A 19,565-nucleotide genomic window follows, 5' to 3' on the forward strand; every position below is an offset into this window, starting at 1 on the left:
GTCGTTTCTCAGGTATGCGAACGCTGTCGAACGGGCCGCAGCAGGCGGTTTGGCAGGGGCCGATGTGCGGATCGGCCGCAATCTGCTACCCCGCACTTCTCAAGTATGAAACACCCGTTCGTCACCCCCTTGCGCGAGGCCCCGCGGGCCGCATTCGTCCGCCTTTTCCGGCATTGCTTCGCGGAATTCAATGATCGGCGCAGGTCGCCCACGCTTGTTGCGATACATTCCTGAAACAAAAAATGCGATTCGCGGCGAAATGGCCGGGCGTCGCGGACGGTACGCGTCAAGCAACCGTCGGTGGAATCACGCATGGCATGCCGCTTGCGACGTTGGACGCACCGGCGAGCGGTCGACCTGATGCGACAAAGATGGGGGGCGACGCGTTCGTCAATAAGCAGTCGGGGAAACAGCGATGAAGACCAGAAGCAGTCATTCGTTCCGCGCATTCCTTGCGCATCCGTGGGGTAGTCGGACAGCTCGGAGTACGGCTCGCGAAGCAGTGCCAGCCTCGCGGGTTCGTCGCCGGTTTCCCGGCATCCGCGTGTCGCACGTGCTGGAACGCCTGTCGTTCCGCATGACGACCGACCGACAGCGGTGCTCCCTTTCATTCAGCGCGTCCGGGTGGACCGGGCTGTTCGTGCCGGACAGCTTGACCCCGACTCGACTTCGACCGTGCAGGGCCGTATCGAGTGCGCCGGGCAAATGCCGGCGCTCGCCGGACTCGCTCGAATATCCGATGGCCGGATGACCCGGAAGATTATTGATCGGTAGCTCAGGGAGAGGCGATGCCGACTGACCGTCATGCAGGCCCGTTATCGCCACGATGACGTGCATGTTTTGGATGGCGCTGCATTTTCGGTACTTAACCATTTTCACGCATTTTCGATCGCTGAGGCGAATGCCGTGTGCCGGTGTGTCGCGGGAGCGGATTTCGAAAAAAACCAGTTCTGGATGTCGAATGCCTGCATTCGGGTGCGTGAAGCGATTTGTTTTCTGATTTTTAAAAATCGATATGAGATATCGAGAATTTCTATAAAGAATTCGGAAAACTAAAAAATACTAACCTGAACTTCGACTGGCCAAAGGTTACGTGGTCTCGGATTCGAGATGAATCGTTGCTTCGTGATTTGATAGTGATCCTTATTTTTAGGGATTGCTCGAGGCAGGGAAGTTGAAGGCGTGCAGCTTTCCTCGCTTGTTCCGTCCACGCCGTTATGGAGTCGACCATGAAGAAGCTTCTGATTGCAGCAGCAGTGATGGCGGTTTCGGGTGCAGCGTTCGCAGCGAGCGGCACGACCTCCACCAGCAATTCGTCGAGCGGTGGCCAGACGATGGCCGGTGTCGTCGGGTTCGGTCACTTCACCGCGACCGATTCGGGCGCAGCGCTCGGCGCCGCCGGTGCAACGGCCGGTGGCGGCGCGAGCAGCTCGATCTCGTACACGAACCACATCAACACGTCGACGGTGAGCGGCTTCGGCTTCGGCGGCGCACAAGCTGGCGGTTCCAGCGGCGCGAACGCCGGTTCGACCGGCTGGACGATGTATCACTACTAAGCCGCGGCGCATAGCGTTCGTCATGGACAGGTGGCACGGATGCCGGGTTTCGTCCCGCGAGGGCGGACCCGGCGACCTGGCCACCGAACTTCCTCACAGCAAGGAATTGCTATGAAAGCCAACGTCATTTTAGCGACAGCGCTCACCGTCCTATCGTCAGCCGTGCTGGCGGCAGGTCCGACGACATTCAACCAGACGCAATCCGTCGCGGCAGGCGTCTCCGGTTCGGTGCTGGTCGGTACCGGCAGCTACACGAGCAACTCGACTTCGGTGGCGGGCGCGAACGCCGGAAGTACCGTGACACCCGCCGGCTCCATCGGCACGGCATCCGCCTATCACGACTCGACTTCGACGGCCAGCGGCTGGGGCACGAACGGAGGCGCGTTCGCGGCAGGCGGCGGTATCGGTGCCGCAGGCTCGTTCGGTGGAACCGGCAACACGAGCGAGAACGCCAATGCGCTGTCGGGAGGGGTGACCGCCACGATCGTACTCGGCGCGAACCACTACACGGCAACCGGCGCGAACGACAACGGCATTGCCAACGCAGGTGCCGCCGGCATGGCGGGCAGTGGGTGGTCGGGAACGGTCGCGGGCTCGAACCACTTCAACTCGTCGACGGTATGGGGCACCGGTCCGGCCGGATCGCCGTTCGCATCGGGCGGCAGCCAGGGCAGTTCCGGCGCGACCGCCGGCAGTCCCTGATCCGGGTGTCGGGGGGCCAGCTTCCCTACGACGCTGGTCTCTTTCCTCACCTTGTTGTCACCGTAAGGAGTTGGCATGAAGCAGAAACTGATTGCCGCCGCTCTGATGCTCGCGTCTCTGACGGCGTATGGCGCTGACCGTGCTGCCGACGACGTGCAATCGAATGTGCAAACGTCAAACAACCCTGACCAGACAACCAAACCGTCACAACAACACACGCTTTCGTCGGGCAGTGCCATCGGCGCATCGGCGGCCCCGCAATGGCCGGGCATGTCGGGCGGTTCATGGTCCCAGCTAGGCAGTGGCTGGAAGCAGTTCGGGGAAGCAGGCAAAACTGAAGGCATTCAGGGGAATTAATACGGTTGCCTGGGTGGGAGGTCAAACCACGTCCGGAGATTGAAATGAACAGCAACAAGATCAGGGTGGCATGTGCGGCGATGTTCGCGATGGCCACGATCGGTGCCCAAGCGCAGACCGCCGACTCGACGTCAAGCGCGCAGTCCTCGACGTCGTCGACGGCGATCAGCCAGGGCGGTGGCTCGAGCATGAACACGAACACCACGAGTTCGCGCGGCGGTAACGCCACCAGCAGCAGCGGGGTGCGTGGCAGCGGCAATTCGAGCGTGCAGGTGAACTTGAACTTGCCTTCTTCCACGAGCGGCGGCTCGAACGTGACACCGCAGAGCGTGAGCTCGCTCCAGTCGGCGGGCTCGCCGGGGACCAATCCGTACAACACCCAGACGTCGGAAAACGTCAACTACTCGGGTACCCAGACGATCAAGACGAACCCCGCGATCCAGGCGCCGGGCCTCACGACCACGCTGTCCGATACCTGCATGGGCTCGGTGAGCGTCGGCGTGTCGTTTCCGGGCTTCGGCGCGACGGGCGGCACGACCCTGGTCGACCAGGCATGCGTGCGTCGTCTCGACGCGCGTGAATTCCGCGCGATGGGGCTGACCGACGTCGCGCTCGCGCTGCTTTGCCAGAGCGATGCGAACCGGCGTGCGGTGGAAGCGACCGGTCACCTGTGCCCGGGCACGACCGCGCCGCTCGCGCGCTCGAACGTGGCGCCCGCCGTCGAAGCGACCGTGGCCGACGACGTGAAGTATCGCGATCCGATCGTGCGCAGCCGCATGGGCCTGCCGCCGCTGGACGCCGCCGCGCCCGTGCAGACGCGCCCGGTGGCGACGACCGCGGTCCAGGCGGCGCCGATCCCGGTGCCGGTGCCCGCGCCGTCGATCGCCGCGCCGGCCGTCGGCGCGGTGCCTGCCGCAGCACAGGCGGCCGCCGTGAAGGCGACGCAAGCGGCTGCCGTCGTGCCTGCCGCCGTTGCCGCACCGGTTGAGGCGGCAGCACCGGCAGTGAGTGCCGCGCCTGCCGTTGCACCTGCCATGAGCGCTGCACCTGCCATTGCACCGGCCGCGGTGAGTGCGGTGCCGGCTGCCGCCATCGTTGCGGCGCCGGCGGTTGCCGACAAGGCGCCGGCACCCACGCCGGCCGCAACCGACACCACGGCGCAAGCCGCGGCGACGCCTGCGGTCGATACGAAGGCGCCGGAGCAACCCGCGCCGACGATTGCCGACAAGGCGCCGGAACCTGCACCGTCTGCAACCGACACCGCCGCGCAAGCCGCGGCAGCGCCCGCCGCCGACACGAAGACGCCGGACATCGCGCAATCCGGACCGACGGCGACCGACGCCGCATCGCGGACCGCGGACGCCGCAACGCCCGCGCCCGCAGCCGATGCGAAGGCCGCCGAACCGGCATCGCAGGCAGCAGCCGAGGCGCCCGCACCGGAAGCCGCGCAGCCCGCCGCAGCGGCCGCTGCCGACGCGCCGGCTGCCGACGCGAAGGCGACGGACGCGGTCGAATCCGCTGCCACGCCCGCACCGCCCGCCGACATGCCGGCCACGGTTGACCAGCAGGCCGCCCCGGCCGCGCCGGTGATGCCGGTGCCGACCGTCATCTCGACGAGCACGTCGTCGTAAGCATGCGGACAAGGCGCCCGTGCGCTCGGCATGCCGGTCGCACGGGCGCCGCCGGGATCCGCGACGCGACGCGACGCACGTCGCAAGTTTGACGGGTGTTGGTCCCTTCCCCGAGGTCAACACCTCTTTTTGCCTGACGAGGGTACAAGGAGGCCTCAATCATGAGGATCTTTTTGGTCGCGCTGCTGCTGGTCGGCACACAAGCCGCCGCGCAGTCGGTTTTCCAGAACCCTGCGGTCTTTGTCATCCTGAGCGAGCAGACCCTCGCGAATGCCGCGAGCGTCCAGCAGGCGCTGACGACGCTCGGCCGCCCGGACAACACGGCATGCGTGCCGATGATGATGGTCGGCGATCCGCAGATGATCTACATGATGCCGGCGGAGGGGCACGCACCGTCGTGGCAATCGCCGGTGTACGGTCGTGGCGCGCCGTTCGACGCGCAGAACGGGCCGACGCCGACCGGCAAGACGATCGGCGCGATGCAGCACGCGGAGGACATGCAGACGCAGCCGTGGAGCGACAGCAGCGCGATTACGCAGAAGATCGCCGGCGAGTCGAGCGTGTCGGCGTCGGCGCGGGTCAGCGACTGGCAGCGCAAAGGGCTGAACACGATCGAGACGGCGCCTGCGACGGAAGTGACGGTGAACGGCAAGACCTACCGTGCTTATCGCGAGGACCTCAACCAGGCCGCGCGGCCCGTCGTCGAACCGCAGATCTACATGCAGCGCGTCGTGTTCTGCCGATGACGAAACTTTCCCGAGCGGACATGCAGGCAGCGTCGCGCGTGGGCAGGGAGGCCTGCCGCGCATCGTTTCGCGCCGCCCGTTCCGCCAGACAACCCCATGCGGCGAGGCCATCGTGAACCATTGCTGCCCGATCAGACTGTCAGGCCCGCAGGAGGGTGAGCGGGCGCCGTGCACGCCACCGTTCGTCGCGGTCCGGCGTCACCATGGCGTGCCGTCACGCCCGCTCGTGTATCTGTCGCCGTGTCCCGATGCGGGGCTCGTCGACTGTCTCGCGTCGCGCGGCTGGGACGTGTGGCGCGCGAAATCCGTTGCGGACGCACTCAATCTCGTGAAGGCGAACCGCCTGCATGCGGGCATCGTCGATTTCGACGATTTCGCGTCGCCCGACGTCGCGTCGTTCGAGGCGCTGCTGCGCGATCCGCGGATCGGCTGGGTCGCGCTCGCCGACGACGAGCGACTGCGCGATGCCACCATCGCGCGATTGATCCGCCAGTGCTGCTTCGGCTACGCCCGCGATGCGACGGCCGATACGACGATCGGTTATCTCGTCGGCCATGCGTACGGGATGCTGAAACTGGCGGAAGGCGATCCGGCCGTCGACGCCGCGCCGCCCGGCGGTACGATGATCGGCGCATGCGACGCGATGCGCCGTCTGTTCGCGACGATCCGCAAGGTCGCGAACACCGAGGCCACCGTCTTCATCGCCGGCGAATCCGGCACCGGCAAGGAGTTGACCGCGTCGGCGATCCATCAGCATTCGTCGCGCGCCGACGCGCCGTTCGTCGCCGTGAATTGCGCGGCGATTCCGACGACGCTGCTGCAGGCCGAGCTGTTCGGTCATGAGCGCGGCGCGTTCACCGGCGCGCATCAGCGCAAGATCGGCCGCATCGAGTCCGCGCACGGCGGCACGCTGTTCCTCGATGAAATCGGCGACATGCCGTTCGAGAGCCAGGCGAGCCTGCTGCGGTTCCTGCAGGAGGGCAAGATCGAGCGGCTCGGCGGACACACGTCGATTCCGGTGGATGTGCGGATCGTGTCCGCGACCCACGTCGATCTCGAGGCCGCGATGCAGGCGGGACGGTTCCGTGCGGACCTGTATTACCGGCTGTGCGTGCTGCGCATCGACGAGCCGCCGCTGCGCGCGCGCGGCCGCGACATCATGCTGCTCGCCGATCACATCTTGCGGCGCTATCGCGGCGACAGCGCGCACCGGATTCGCGGCTTCATGCCGTGCGCGATCGAGGCGATCCACAACTATGCATGGCCCGGCAACGTGCGCGAACTGATCAACCGGATCCGCTTCGCGGTCGTGATGACGAATGGCCCGCTGATCTCGGCCGTCGATCTCGAACTGAACCAGTACACGGCGCACCGGCCGCCGACGCTCGCGGAATTGCGCCGCCAGGCCGAGCGGCGCACGATCGAGGAAACGCTGTTGCGGCATCGGCGTCAGCATGCCGACGTCGCGGCGGAACTCGGCGTCTCGCGCGCGACGCTGTACCGCCTGATGACCGCGCACGGCCTGCACGGCTGACGCGGATTGAGCAGGTAGCGCGGATTGCGCACGCGCGGGCAGGTGGCCGGCATCGCGCGGGCGCCGGCCCGTGGCGTCAGGCCGGCCGTTCGAAGCCCGATTCGACCCAGCGTGCGGCACTGGCCTTGTTGAGCTTGAAGCCGGCGGAGACCTTCGCGTCGGCCAGCAGCTCGCCGTACGGGTCGAACGCCTTCAGTTGCGCATACGGCTCGAACTCGTCCGGCACGATGTCGAGCGTGACCGATACATCCTGTCCGTCGTCGTCCTGCACCGTCACTTCCTTGTGCAGCATCGCACGGCGTTGCTGCTCGTGTCGCATCAACACCTCGGTCGCGGTCTTCACCAGCGTGCGGAACGCGTTCGCGTCCATCGGCTTCGGATTCTTCTTGTCGCGACCCATCGTCCACGGGCCGACGAGCGCGGGCTCGGCTTCGCCGTCCTTGATCATCTCGACGGCCCAGCCGTCGTCGTCCTCATTCTTGATGATGCGGGCCGTCCAGCCGTTGTCGCGCCAGAGGCCGTCTTCGTGGATGGTGGTGTCGTCGGATTGCAGATCGGATTCGGTCATGGGAAAAGCGGGAGTACGGGCAGCCGGCGAACGGGCGGGCGCGCGGCCGGGAATGGCGCGCTGCCCCTGGCCGGTCGCCCGGAGTGGCATGCAAAGGCCGCAATTTTACCCCGCGGGCCGTCCGTGCGGCCCGCGCGACCCGCAACGTCGGCCGTCCGGCCGACCCCGGCTGCCGCCGGACGGTCTGACCGGCGCCGATATCAAACTCGTATCACGCAAGCACGGACCAATTCAGACGGCGCCCCATATCCCGGCCGTGCGTTGCTGCCTAGAATGATGTCCGGGATAAAAATATCCCAAACGTTGATTCAATGCCGATCCGCCGCGCACGCATTCCGCGACGTGCGGCCCGGCGAAACTTCTGGGACTGCGCATGGGGAAATTCAGAATTCGCACTGTTTTCGCGTACGACTCGCCGCTGACGCTCGCGGGCATGGAGCACATTGCCGGCGACGCGTGCGCGATCGATCTGGTCGGCGTCTCCCGGACCCCGGGCGATCTGATCGAGGCGCTCGGCAGCGTCGACTGCGACATCGTGCTGGTCGACTATCCGATTCGCGGCGACGTGCAGATGGACGGTATCGCACTGTTCGACTGGCTGCACAGCACGCGCCCGAACGTCGGGGTCGTCGCGCTGGTGGGGAACGAGAATCCGGTGATTTTTCGCTCGATTCTCGCGAAGGGCGGCGCGAGCCTCGTCAGCAAGTTCGACGAAGTCGGTCACATCGTCACCGCGATCCATTCGAGCTACAGCGGCGGGCGCTATCAGTCGCCGCTCGTCCGGCGCGCGCTCGATGCGGTCGCCGAGCACGACCAGGCATCGGTGAAACTGTCGACGCGCGAGATCGAGGTGATGCGCCTTTATCTGGCCGGCCTGCCGATCAAGACGATCGCGCAGCGGTTGAACAAAGGCAAGCAGACGGTCAGCGCGCAGAAGATCAGCGCGATGAAGAAACTCGGCGCGACCAACGACATCGAGCTGGTCCAGCGGGCGGCCGGGATGGGGTTCGGCGGTTTCATGACCCTGAGCCGGCCGGGCGGAGCGGGGTAAGCGTGGAAGACGCGCGGACGAGGCGACGTCAGGCCGGCAACGCGAATCGCGTGACGGCGTCGCGCAGCGCCTCGGCCTGGTCGCGCAGCGAATGCGCGGCGGCCGCGGCCTCCTCGACGAGTGCCGCGTTCTGCTGCGTGACCTGATCCATCTCGCCCACCGCGCGGTTGACCTGCTCGATCCCCGCGCTTTGCTCGCGCGACGCATGGCTGATCTCGTCGAGGATCTCGTTCACGCGCCGCACCGACTGCACGATCTCGGCCATCGTCTCGCCCGCGTGCGTGACGAGCGTCGCGCCGTGTTCGACAGTTTCGTTCGACGATACGATCAGCGACTTGATCTCCTTCGCGGCCGTCGCCGAGCGTTGCGCGAGCGAGCGCACCTCGGCCGCGACCACCGCGAAGCCGCGGCCCTGTTCGCCCGCGCGCGCCGCTTCGACGGCCGCGTTCAGCGCGAGGATGTTGGTCTGGAACGCGATGCCGTCGATCACGCCGATGATGTCGCCGATCTTGTGCGAGCGGTCGGTGATCTCGTTCATCGTCCGCACCACATCGTCGACCACCTCGCTGCCGCGCGTCGCGACCTGCGCGGCCTGGCCCGCGAGCGTCGCGGCCTGGGCGGCGCTGTCAGCGTTCTGCTTCACGTTCGCGGTCATCTGGTCCATGCTCGACGCGGTCTGCACGAGCGCGGCCGCCTGTTCCTCGGTGCGCTGCGACAGATCGGTGTTGCCCGACGCGATCTCGCTCGCGCCGACGTTGATGTTCTCCGTGCCCGTCCGCACGCGCGACACCATGTCGATCAACCCGTTCTGCATCGTATGCAGTGCATGCAGCAGGCTGCCGCGGTCGTCTTGCTTCACGCTCACGCGCGCGGTCAGGTCGCCCTGCGCGATACGCTGCGCGGCGTCGAGCGCCACTTCGAGCTCGCCGCCGAGGTTCGCGCGCACGCTTTTCAGCACGAGCACCATCACGGCGGTCGCGATCGCGCCGAGCACGGCCGTGATCGCGAGCCAGCGGCCGACGCTCGCGAGCACGGCCGAACGCACGTCGTCCATGTACATGCCCGTCACGAGATACCAGTCCCACGGCGCGAAGCGCTGCACCGCGCTGGTCTTGTCCTGCGGCTTGTCGGCGCCTGGCTTCGGCCACAGATACTCGACGAAACCCTTGCCGCCGTCCACGTTGCCGGCCTTCACGATCTCGACGAACAGATGCTTGCCGTTCGGATCCGTGAAATTCGACACGTCCTTGCCGTTGAGCTCGGTTTTGATCGGATGCATCACGATCGCCGGCTTCGAATCGTTGATCGAGACATATCCGTCGGTGCCGTAGCGCATCGCCGCGATCGCCTCGAGCGCCTTCTGCTTCGCGTCGGCTTCCGGCAATGCGTTCTGTTGCGACAGCTTGTAGTAATGGTCGGCGACGTTCGTCGCCTGCGCGACCAGCGACGCAAGCTGGTCGCGGCGATCCGTGATCATCGATGCGCGCGTCTGCCATGCGCCGATGCCGGCGATCACGAGCAGGCCGAGCCACAGGATGACGATCATCGAGGCGAGTTTCTGGTTCAGGGAAAGGGTGCGCATGGGTAGTGAGGTCGGTCGGTCGAACAAGCGCGCCGGAACGGCGTGACGGGATAATTCTTTGACGGCGTGAAACGGACGTTGCCGTAGGCGGGAAATCCCTTAGAAACAGCGGCGGCTCGATACCGCCGCGCGCGGTGCGGGTATCTATGCATATACATATTCGGCGTCGCTATACTGTCGGGCGATGGCGGTTGCGCGTCGTGCCCCGACGGTCGGGCGAACGGCGGCGGCGTCGAACCAACCCGAAAGGAGGCAACGATGCGAATTCTGGTGGTGGGGGCCGGCGCGGTCGGCGGATACTTCGGCGGCCGGCTCGCGGCGGCGGGGCGCGACGTGACGTTTCTGGTGCGCGACGGCCGGGCGGCCGCGCTCGCGCGCGACGGGCTCGTCATCCGCAGCCCGCGCGGCGACCTGACGCTCGCGAACGTGCAGACGCTGCGCGCGAGTGACGCAGCCGCGCCGTTCGACCTGGTGCTGCTGAGCTGCAAGGCATACAGCCTCGACGATGCAATCGCATCGTTCGCGCCGTTCGTCGGGCCGTCGACGCTGATCCTGCCGATGCTCAACGGGATGCGCCATCTCGACGTGCTGCGCGACCGGTTCGATGCCGCGCAGGTGCTCGGCGGCCTGTGCGTGATCGCGGCGACGCTCGATCGCGAGCAGCGGATCGTGCATCTGAACGACACGGCAGGGCTGTCGTTCGGCGAACTCGCCGGCGGAGAATCGGCGCGCGTGCGCGCGGTGGCCGACGTGCTCGGCGGCGCGGGTTTCGATGCGACGCTCAGCGACGACATCGCCGCGCGGATGTGGGACAAGTGGGTGTTCCTCGCGACGCTCGCGGCGAGCACGTCGCTGTTTCGCGGTTCGATCGGCGACATTCTCGCCGCGCCGGACGGCCGCCGCCTGCTCGAGACGATGCTCGACGAATGCAGCGCGATCGCCGCGCACAACGGTTACCGGCCCGATTCCGCCGCGGTCGAGCGGATGCAGCGGATGGTGCTGACGCCGTCGCCGCTGACCGCGTCGATGCTGCGCGACGTCGAAAACCGCGCACGGGTCGAAGCCGATCACGTGATCGGCGACCTGCTTGCGCGCCGCGACCCGCAGGCGGCGGATGCGTTGTCGTTGCTGCGGATCGCGTACAACCACCTGAAGGCGTACGAGGTGCGTGTCGCGCGGGAAAGCGCGGCGGCGTAGCCGCGGCAGCGGCCGTCGTCGACCCCGCCTGGCGGCCGTGTTGCGGTGCGCGCGTACGTCCCGCCGGCGCTCGGGCGGCGGGGTGCCGCACTGCACAATTTTGCGTTTCGCGCCCCTTTCTACCTGCAACCCGCAAAAAAGTATCGAAAATCAGGCGTAAAGTTGGTGGAGCCGCGCACGCGATCGACCTACATTGCTTCCCATGCGACCGGTCGCGTTGCCGCACGACTCACGCGGCGAACGAGGCGAACCGCCGAGCGGCCCGGCCAGCGAGACATGGGAATGGAGACGCCAGGATGATGCATCCCGATCTGGAAGTGGTCGACGTGCGACGCGACGAGTCGTTCAAGGTCTGGTCGCACGGCTATCCGTACCGCACGATCCGCTGGCATTTCCATCCCGAATTCGAACTGCACCTGATCGTCGCGACGAGCGGCAAGTATTTCGTCGGCGATCATATCGGCTCGTTCGGCCCCGGCCATCTCGTGCTGCTCGGCCCGAACCTGCCGCACAACTGGGTCAGCGACATGGCCGAAGGCGAAACCGTCGAGCGCCGCAATCTGGTGATCCAGTTCGATCCGTCGTTCGTGCGCCGCTGCATGGACGCGTTTCCCGAATGCCGCGACGCGCAGGCGCTGCTCGACGACGCGCGGCGCGGCGTCGGCTTCGACGACGACACGAGCGCCGCGATCGCACCGCTGTTCGACGAGCTGCTGACCGCGCGCGGGATGCGTCGCATCGCGCTGTTCATGACGATCCTCGAGCGGTTGTGCGGCGCGGCCGAACGCACGCTGCTCGCAAGCCCCGCGTACGACCAGGCGCACGTGACGCCCACGCGGCTCAGCCACGCGCTGTCGTATATCGGCAAGAATCTCGCGTCCGAGCTGCGCGAATCCGATCTCGCGCAATTGACCGGGCAGAGCGTCAGCGCATTCTCGCGCGCGTTCCATCGCCATACCGGGTTGCCGTTCGTCCAGTACGTGAACCGGCTGCGGATCGAATCCGCATGCCAGATGCTGCTCGCCGACGACGCAAACATCACCGACATCTGCTTCCAGGCCGGCTTCAACAACGTGTCCAACTTCAATCGCCAGTTTCGCGCGGTGAAGGGGATGGCGCCGACCGAATTTCGCGCGCTGCAGCGGTTGAACGCACGCAGCCGCGAGCTGGCGCTGCATGCGGCGCCCACCGGCAACCCGATGCCGCCGCGCGTGGTCACGCCCGATGCACGCGGGCTCGTACCGCAGCCCGGATGATCGCCGGGCGTTCTCCCGACTGACTTTTCCTTGCCGTTTCACCCAGCCCATCGCGCCGTTCGCGTCGCGAGGGGCTCGCTCACCCACGAAAAAACCGCACATATCCGGAGACACCGTCATGACGCACGCATCGCCCGCTTCATCCCGCCGCCGCGCCGCACGCATCGCGGCCGTTGCCGCGGCAGCTGTCGCAACCTGGTTCCCGATGGTCACGCATGCGGCGCCGCTGCGGATCGGCATGACCTTCCAGGAGCTGAACAACCCGTATTTCGTGACGATGCAGAAGGCGTTGAACGACGCGGCCGCGTCGATCGGCGCGCAGGTCGTCGTGACCGACGCGCATCACGACGTCAGCAAGCAGGTGAGCGACGTCGAGGACATGCTGCAGAAGAAGATCGACATCCTGCTCGTGAATCCGACCGATTCGACCGGCATCCAGTCGGCGATCACGCAGGCGAAGAAGGCCGGCGCGGTGGTCGTGGCCGTCGACGCGAACGCGAACGGCCCGGTCGATTCGTTTGTCGGCTCGAAGAATTACGACGCGGGCGTGATGTCGTGCGAATACCTCGCGAAGGCGATCGGTGGCAGCGGCGAGGTGGCGATCCTCGACGGCATTCCGGTCGTGCCGATTCTCGAACGCGTACGCGGCTGCAAGGCCGGCCTCGCGAAATTCCCGAACGTGAAGCTGGTCGACACGCAGAACGGCAAGCAGGAGCGCGCGACCGCATTGTCGGTGACGGAGAACATGATCTCCGCGCATCCGAACCTGAAGGGCATCTTCAGCGTGAACGACGGCGGGTCGATGGGCGCGCTCGCCGCGATCGAGGGATCGGGCAAGGACATCAAGCTGACTAGCGTCGACGGCGCGCCTGAGGCGATCGCCGCGATCCAGAAGCCGAACTCGAAGTTCATCGAGACGACCGCGCAGTTCCCGGCCGATCAGGTGCGCATCGCGCTCGGCATCGCGATCGCGCGCAAGTGGGGCGCGACGGTGCCGAAAGCGATTCCGGTCGACGTGAAGGTCGTCGATCGCGGCAATGCGAAGGGATTCAGCTGGTGAGCGACGCGCAACGCTACGCGAAGGGCGGCGGCCCGGCCGACGCCCTTCGCACGGAGAAGCCGATGGACACGATACTGACGCTCAGTCACATCACGAAAAGCTTTCCGGGCGTGAAGGCGCTGTCGGACATTCACCTCGAGATCGCGCGCGGCGAGATTCATGCGCTGCTCGGCGAGAACGGGGCCGGCAAGTCGACGCTGATGAAGATCCTCTGCGGGATCCACCAGCCGGATACCGGCACGATCGAGATCGACGGCAGCGCGCGGCATTTCGCGAGTTATCACGACGCGGTCGCGGCCGGTGTCGGCATCGTGTTCCAGGAATTCAGCCTGATTCCGCACCTCGATGCCGTCGACAACCTGTTCCTCGGCCGCGAGCTGCGCACCCGCTGGGGTGTGCGCGATCGCACGCGGATGCGGCGCGTCGCGGCCGGCATCTTCGCGCGGCTCGGCGTGACGATCGATCTCGACGCGCCGCTACGCACGCTGTCGGTCGCGCAGCAGCAATTCGTCGAGATCGGCAAGGCGCTGTCGCTCGACGCGCGCATCCTGATCCTCGACGAACCGACCGCCACGCTCACGCCGGCGGAGGCAGAACATCTGTTCTCGATCATGCGCGAGCTGAAGCGGCAGGGTGTCGCGATGATCTTCATCTCGCATCACCTCGACGAGATTTTCGCGGTGTGCGATCGCATCACGGTGCTGCGCGACGGTCAGTATGTCGCGACCACCGACGTCGCGCGCACGGACGTCGAGCAGCTGGTGCGGATGATGGTCGGCCGCCGGCTCGAAAGCAGCTTCCCGCCGAAGCCGGCGCGCGCCGCCGATGCGCCCGCCGTGCTCGAAGTCGAGGCGCTGCAGATCGAGCGCGACGGCCCGGTCAACCGCTTCGCGCTGCATGCGGGCGAGATTCTGGGCTTCGCGGGGCTCGTCGGTTCGGGCCGAACCGAGACCGCGCTCGCGGTGATCGGCGCGACGCGCGCGCACCGCAAGGACGTGCGCGTGCGCGGCGCGGCGGCGAAGCTCGCCGATCCGGCCGACGCGCTGCGCGCGGGCATCGGCCTTCTGCCGGAGAGCCGCAAGACGGAAGGGCTCGTCACGTCGTTCTCGATTCGCGACAACATCTCGCTGAACAACCTCGGCAAGTACCGGTCGATCCGCTGGCTGATCGATCGACGCGGCGAAGCGCGCACGACGCACGACGTGATGCGGCGCGTCGGCGTGAAGGCGCCGTCGATCCACACCGAGGTCGCGACGCTGTCCGGCGGCAACCAGCAGAAGGTCGTGATTGCGCGCTGGCTGAATCATCACGCGACGGTGCTGATCTTCGACGAGCCGACCCGCGGCATCGACGTCGGCGCGAAAGCGGAAATCTACGGGCTGATGCGCGAACTCACCGCGCGCGGCTACGCCATCATCATGATCTCGTCCGAGCTGCCGGAGATCGTCGGCATGTGCGATCGCGTCGCCGTGTTCCGGCAGGGCCGCATCGAGGCGACGCTCGAAGGCGACGAGATCGATCCCGACACGGTCATGACCCATGCCACGGCCGGCACGCGAGGAGCGACCCATGAACCTGCATGATTCTTCTTCCCCGTCTTCCCCGACACTCGCGGCCGCGGCCGGCGAGATGCCGCCGCCGCGCGCGATGTGGACGCAACTGCGGCGCTCGACGCTGTTCTATCCGCTCGTCGGGCTGATCGTCGTGTGCATCGCGATGATGATCGCGAGCCCGAGCTTCCTGTCCGCCGCGAATCTCGAGAACGTGCTGCGCCAGGTGTCGATCAACGCGATCATCGCGGTCGGCATGACCTGCGTGATCCTGACCGGCGGGATCGACCTGTCGGTCGGCTCGGTCATGGCGTTGTCCGGTACGCTCGCGGCCGGGTTGATGGTCGCCGGCGTGAATGCGGTCGCGGCGCTCGCGATCGGCATCGCGGTGGGCTTCGGGTTCGGTTTCCTGAACGGCGTGTTCGTCGCGTTCGCGGGGATGCCGCCGATCATCGTCACACTCGCGACGATGGGCATCGCGCGCGGCCTCGCGCTCATCTATACGGGCGGCTATCCGATCGACGGGCTGCCCGACTGGGTCGCGTTCTTCGGCAGTGGCAAGGTGCTCGGCATCCAGGCGCCGGTGCTGATCATGCTGGTCGTCTATGCGATCGCGTGGCTGCTGCTCGATCGCATGCCGTTCGGCCGCTACGTGTATGCGATCGGCGGCAACGAGCAGGCGACGCGGCTCACCGGCGTGCGCGTGGCGCGCGTGAAGCTGATCGTCTACACGCTGGCCGGGCTCACGTCGGCGCTTGCCGCGATCGTGCTGACCGGGCGCCTGATGAGCGGGCAGCCGAACGCAGGCGTCGGCTTCGAACTGGACGCGATCGCGGCCGTCGTGATGGGCGGCACGTCGATCTCCGGCGGGCGCGGCGCGATCCTCGGCACGCTCGTCGGTGCGTTGCTGCTCGGCGTGCTCAACAACGGGCTGAACATGATCGGCGTGAACCCGTATGTGCAGAACGTGATCAAGGGCGGAATCATCCTGCTCGCGATCTACATCAGCCGCGAACGGTCGCGGTAACGATTCATTCATCAGACATCCGAATCATCAACGGAAGAGACAACTCATGACGACACCCGAAGCCCAGCCGCGCATGACCGCGGTGGTTTGCCACGGCCCCGAGGATTACCGCGTCGAGCAGGTCGCGCAGCCGCGCGCGGGCGCGAACGAGCTCGTGATCCGCATCGCCGCGTGCGGGATCTGCGCGAGCGATTGCAAATGCTATACGGGCGCGAAGATGTTCTGGGGCGGCCCGAGCCCGTGGGTGAAGGCGCCCGTGATTCCCGGCCACGAATTCTTCGGCTACGTGGAAGCGCTCGGCGACGGCGCGGCCGAGCATTTCGGCGTCGCACTGGGCGATCGCGTGATCGCCGAACAGATCGTGCCGTGCGGCAAGTGCCGCTACTGCAAGTCCGGCCAGTACTGGATGTGCGAGGTGCACAACATCTTCGGCTTCCAGCGCGAGGTCGCCGACGGCGGGATGGCCGAGTACATGCGCATTCCGCCGACGGCCATCGTGCACCGGATTCCGCTCGGCGTGTCGCTCGAGGATGCGGCGATCATCGAGCCGCTGTCGTGCGCGATCCATACCGTGAACCGTGGCGACCTTCAGCTCGACGACGTCGTGGTGATCGCGGGCGCGGGCCCGCTCGGCCTGATGATGACGCAGGTCGCGCACCTGAAGACGCCGAAGAAGCTCGTCGTGATCGACCTGATCGACGAGCGGCTCGAACTTGCGCGGCAATACGGCGCGGACGTGACGATCAATCCGACGCGCGACGATGCGCGCGAGATCGTCCGCGCGCTGACCGACGGCTACGGATGCGACGTGTACATCGAGACGACGGGCGCGCCGGTCGGCGTGAACCAGGGGCTGGAACTGATCCGCAAGCTCGGCCGGTTCGTCGAGTTCAGCGTGTTCGGCGAGGACACGACCGCCGACTGGTCGATCATCGGCGATCGCAAGGAGCTCGACGTGCGCGGCGCGCACCTGGGGCCGTATTGTTATCCGGTCGCGATCGATTTGCTCGCGCGCGGGCTCGTCACGTCGAAAGGCATCGTTACGCACGGCTTCGCGCTGGAGGACTGGGACGAAGCGATCCGCGTCGCGAAGTCGCCCGAATCGATCAAGGTGCTGCTGAAGCCGGCGCGTTGAACGCGGGCTCGTGCGATCTCTCACCGGAGACATCATGGAATACGTGATAGGCGTCGACATCGGCACGCAGAGCACCAAGGCGCTGCTCGTCGACCGGCATGGCACGATCGTCGCGCGCCGTTCGGCCGGCTACCAGCCCGACACGCCGCGCCCGCTGTGGGCCGAGCAGTGGCCGCAGGTGTGGTTCGATGCGGTGCTCGACTGCATCGCGGGCTGCGTGAGCGACGCGCGCGCGCACGGCGTGCCGGCCGATGCGATCCGCGCCGTGTGCGTGAGCAGCCTGTATGGCGGTTCCGGCATTCCGGTCGACAGCGACATGCGGCCGCTGCACCCGTGCCTGATCTGGATGGACCGGCGCGCGACCGCGGAGGTCGACTGGGTGAACGAGAACGTGAACGTCGAGCGGCTGCGCGTGATCACGGGCAACGGCGTCGACAGCTACTACGGGTTCACCAAGATGCTGTGGCTGCGCGAGCAGCGCCCGGACGTGTGGGCGAACGTGCGTTATTTTCTGCCGCCGAACGCGTACGTGATCTATCTGCTGACCGGCGAAGTCGCGGTCGACCACAGTTCGGCCGGCAACATCGGCGGCGTGTACGACGTCGCGCGCCGCGAGTGGTCCGACGATGCGCTCGACATGCTCGGCATCCCCGCGACGATGATGCCGGAGCGGCTCGTCGAATCGACCGACGTCGTCGGCGGGCTGCTGTCGCAATGGACGGAGCGGCTCGGCCTGCCGGCCGGCACGCCGGTCGTCGCGGGCGGCGTGGATGCGGCCGTCGCGACCTTCGCGGCCGGCGCGACGCGCACCGGCCAGCATGTCGCGATGATCGGCACCAGCATGTGCTGGGGCTACGTGAACCAGCACGTCGATGCGCGGCACGGGCTCGTCAGCATGCCGCACGTGTTCAACGGTCAGCGCGACCTGTACGTGTTCGGCGGCGCGATCACGGCCGGTGCATCGGTCGCGTGGTTCCGCGATCAGTTCTGCCATGCGGAGATCGATGCGGCGCGATTGCTGCCGCACGGCGACCCGCACGTGCTGCTCGAGGAAGCGGCCGAAAGCGTGCCGCCCGGCGCGGACGGCGTGCTGTTCCTGCCGTATCTGATGGGTGAGCGCAGCCCGGTGTGGGACGCGAAGGCGAGCGGCGCATTCGTCGGGCTGAGCCTCGCGCACACGCGCGCGCACCTGTATCGCGCGGTGCTCGAAGGTGTCGCGTTCGCGCTGCGGCACAACATCGAGGCCGGCCGGCGCGGCGCGGCGGCGCTGGACGACCGGTTGATCGTCGTCGGCGGCGCCGCGCATTCGGCGCTGTGGATGCAGATCATCGCGGACGTGACCGGTTTTCCGGTGTGGACGATCGAGCAGGACGTCGAAGCCGCGATGGGCGCCGCGCTGCTCGCGGGCGTCGGCGCGGGGCTGGTGTCGCACGACGACGCGCAAGGCGGCTGGGTCACGCTCGTCGAACGCGCGCGTCCCGATGCCGCGCGCGCGAATGCGTATGCGGCGCGCTTCGCACTTTACACGGCGTTGTATCCGGCACTCAAGCCGATCATGCACGAACTGCGCGCGTCATCATGAAGACACGATTCGATTTCAGCCGTGCGCGGGTGCTCGTCACCGGTGCGTCGAGCGGCATCGGGCGCGCTTGCGCGGTTGCGCTGGCCCATGCCGGTGCGCGGGTCGTCGCGGCGGGGCGCGATGCGGCCGCGCTCGATTCGCTGGCTGGCGAGATCGCATGCGAAACCTTGCGTATCGATATCGGCGGCGACGAACTCGCGATCGATGCGGCGCTCGCCGTGCATGACGCGTTCGACGGTCTCGTCAACTGCGCGGGGATCGCGTCGCTCGAACCGGCGCTCGACGTGAGTGCGGCGCACTTCGATCGCGTGATGGCCGTCAATGCGCGCGGCGCGGCGCTGGTCGCGCGGGCCGTCGCGCGGAAGATGATCGAACGCGCGGGGCGAGGCGCGACACGCGCGCGGGGCAGCATCGTCAACGTATCGAGCCAGGCCGCGCTCGTCGGCCTGCCCGCGCATCTGAGCTATTGCGCATCGAAGGCGGCGCTCGACGCGATGACACGCGTGCTCTGCATCGAACTCGGCGCGCACGGAATTCGCGTGAACAGCGTGAACCCGACCGTCACGCTCACGCCAATGGCGCAGTTCGCGTGGAGCGAGCCGGAGAAGCGCGCGCCGATGCTCGCGGCGATTCCGCTCGGGCGCTTCGCGGAGCCGGACGAGGTGGTCGAGCCGATCCTGTTCCTGCTCAGCGACGCGGCGTCGATGATCAGCGGCGTGTCGCTGGCGATCGACGGCGGGTACACGGCGCGGTAGCAGATGGACGCTCGCGGGCGGATGCCGGCTATACCGGGTCCTTGCTTGGCGGTCCGTCGGGTTGCTGCGGGTTGTCGTGAGGATGCCCCGGTGGTGGCGGCGACAACGGATCGTCTTCCGGATCGCGGTTCGGGTCGGCCGGGGGCTCGGGCATCGGGGTCGTGTGGTCCATGGGGAACTCGCGCAATGCGTGGCGGCGGTGGCGCGGCGGGCGCGCCTCGTCTCCGTTATAGGCAATCGGGCGGGTGTTTGCAGCGGGATTCTCGCGGCGACATG

General features: G+C 67.1%; 18 protein-coding genes. 15 read left to right on the forward strand and 3 right to left on the reverse strand.

Going from position 1 to position 19,565, the window contains the following annotated elements; genetic code table 11:
- Window positions 1-1,229: 1,229 nt before the first annotated feature.
- The 6 genes from HWX22_RS23865 (at window position 1,230) to HWX22_RS23890 (ending at window position 6,526) form a co-directional block, all read left to right on the forward strand.
- Entirely contained in the window at window positions 1,230-1,556 is a 327-nt protein-coding gene (locus HWX22_RS23865; protein ID WP_059819692.1) for a hypothetical protein, read from the forward strand.
- A 111-nt stretch (window positions 1,557-1,667) separates the two neighbouring features.
- Complete coding sequence (locus HWX22_RS23870; RefSeq protein WP_059526722.1) at window positions 1,668-2,258, forward strand: hypothetical protein; 591 nt, start codon at window positions 1,668-1,670, stop codon at window positions 2,256-2,258.
- A gap of 75 nt (window positions 2,259-2,333) precedes the next feature.
- Complete coding sequence (locus HWX22_RS23875) at window positions 2,334-2,615, forward strand: hypothetical protein (RefSeq protein WP_082750668.1); 282 nt, start codon at window positions 2,334-2,336, stop codon at window positions 2,613-2,615.
- Between the two features lie 44 nt (window positions 2,616-2,659).
- A complete protein-coding gene (locus tag HWX22_RS23880; protein ID WP_175916525.1) occupies window positions 2,660-4,246 on the forward strand; it encodes a chemotaxis protein CheA in 1,587 nt (528 codons plus the stop codon).
- A 161-nt stretch (window positions 4,247-4,407) separates the two neighbouring features.
- Window positions 4,408-4,992 carry a hypothetical protein gene (locus HWX22_RS23885; protein WP_175916526.1) on the forward strand — a complete coding sequence of 195 codons (585 nt, stop codon included), beginning with the start codon at window positions 4,408-4,410 and terminating at the stop codon, window positions 4,990-4,992.
- A gap of 112 nt (window positions 4,993-5,104) precedes the next feature.
- The gene (locus HWX22_RS23890; protein ID WP_175916527.1) at window positions 5,105-6,526 is read left to right on the forward strand and encodes a sigma-54 dependent transcriptional regulator; all 1,422 of its coding nucleotides are present in this window, start codon (window positions 5,105-5,107) and stop codon (window positions 6,524-6,526) included.
- Between the two features lie 76 nt (window positions 6,527-6,602).
- Here HWX22_RS23890 and HWX22_RS23895 read toward each other — a convergent pair whose 3' ends face one another.
- Window positions 6,603-7,094: a hypothetical protein gene (locus tag HWX22_RS23895; RefSeq protein WP_059468385.1), complete on the reverse strand. Its 492-nt coding sequence runs from the start codon at window positions 7,092-7,094 to the stop codon at window positions 6,603-6,605.
- Window positions 7,095-7,467: 373 nt separating this feature from the next.
- Here HWX22_RS23895 and HWX22_RS23900 point away from each other — a divergent pair, with 373 nt between their 5' ends.
- The gene (locus tag HWX22_RS23900; RefSeq protein WP_175911579.1) at window positions 7,468-8,145 is read left to right on the forward strand and encodes a response regulator transcription factor; all 678 of its coding nucleotides are present in this window, start codon (window positions 7,468-7,470) and stop codon (window positions 8,143-8,145) included.
- A 28-nt stretch (window positions 8,146-8,173) separates the two neighbouring features.
- Here HWX22_RS23900 and HWX22_RS23905 read toward each other — a convergent pair whose 3' ends face one another.
- A complete protein-coding gene (locus HWX22_RS23905) occupies window positions 8,174-9,727 on the reverse strand; it encodes a methyl-accepting chemotaxis protein (protein WP_059526701.1) in 1,554 nt (517 codons plus the stop codon).
- A gap of 258 nt (window positions 9,728-9,985) precedes the next feature.
- Between HWX22_RS23905 and panE the strand changes: the two genes are divergently transcribed.
- The 8 genes from panE to HWX22_RS23945 all read left to right on the forward strand — a co-directional run bounded on the left by panE (window position 9,986) and on the right by HWX22_RS23945 (window position 19,289).
- Window positions 9,986-10,924 (forward strand): 2-dehydropantoate 2-reductase, encoded by a 939-nt coding sequence (gene panE, locus HWX22_RS23910; protein ID WP_175916528.1) that lies wholly within the window; start codon window positions 9,986-9,988, stop codon window positions 10,922-10,924.
- Window positions 10,925-11,220: 296 nt separating this feature from the next.
- Window positions 11,221-12,180 (forward strand): AraC family transcriptional regulator, encoded by a 960-nt coding sequence (locus HWX22_RS23915; RefSeq protein ID WP_059819402.1) that lies wholly within the window; start codon window positions 11,221-11,223, stop codon window positions 12,178-12,180.
- A 118-nt stretch (window positions 12,181-12,298) separates the two neighbouring features.
- The gene (locus HWX22_RS23920; RefSeq protein WP_175911577.1) at window positions 12,299-13,240 is read left to right on the forward strand and encodes an ABC transporter substrate-binding protein; all 942 of its coding nucleotides are present in this window, start codon (window positions 12,299-12,301) and stop codon (window positions 13,238-13,240) included.
- Window positions 13,241-13,302: 62 nt separating this feature from the next.
- Window positions 13,303-14,823 (forward strand): sugar ABC transporter ATP-binding protein, encoded by a 1,521-nt coding sequence (locus tag HWX22_RS23925; RefSeq protein WP_175911613.1) that lies wholly within the window; start codon window positions 13,303-13,305, stop codon window positions 14,821-14,823.
- Window positions 14,810-15,817 carry an ABC transporter permease gene (locus tag HWX22_RS23930; protein WP_175911576.1) on the forward strand — a complete coding sequence of 336 codons (1,008 nt, stop codon included), beginning with the start codon at window positions 14,810-14,812 and terminating at the stop codon, window positions 15,815-15,817. Before HWX22_RS23925 ends, HWX22_RS23930 begins: the two co-directional genes overlap by 14 nt.
- A 46-nt stretch (window positions 15,818-15,863) precedes the next feature.
- Entirely contained in the window at window positions 15,864-16,952 is a 1,089-nt protein-coding gene (locus tag HWX22_RS23935) for an alcohol dehydrogenase catalytic domain-containing protein (RefSeq protein WP_059819399.1), read from the forward strand.
- A 34-nt stretch (window positions 16,953-16,986) separates the two neighbouring features.
- Window positions 16,987-18,534, forward strand: a complete 1,548-nt coding sequence (locus tag HWX22_RS23940; protein WP_175911575.1) for an FGGY-family carbohydrate kinase — start codon at window positions 16,987-16,989, stop codon at window positions 18,532-18,534.
- Window positions 18,531-19,289 carry an SDR family oxidoreductase gene (locus tag HWX22_RS23945; protein WP_175916529.1) on the forward strand — a complete coding sequence of 253 codons (759 nt, stop codon included), beginning with the start codon at window positions 18,531-18,533 and terminating at the stop codon, window positions 19,287-19,289. Before HWX22_RS23940 ends, HWX22_RS23945 begins: the two co-directional genes overlap by 4 nt.
- 28 nt (window positions 19,290-19,317) lie before the next feature.
- Here HWX22_RS23945 and HWX22_RS23950 read toward each other — a convergent pair whose 3' ends face one another.
- On the reverse strand, window positions 19,318-19,461 hold the full coding sequence (locus tag HWX22_RS23950; protein WP_006752960.1) for a hypothetical protein: 144 nt from the start codon (window positions 19,459-19,461) through the stop codon (window positions 19,318-19,320).
- Window positions 19,462-19,565 lie beyond the last annotated feature (104 nt).

Origin of the sequence: Burkholderia sp. BCC1638 (genome assembly GCF_902833195.1) — a bacterium.
Lineage (GTDB): Bacteria > Pseudomonadota > Gammaproteobacteria > Burkholderiales > Burkholderiaceae > Burkholderia > Burkholderia diffusa.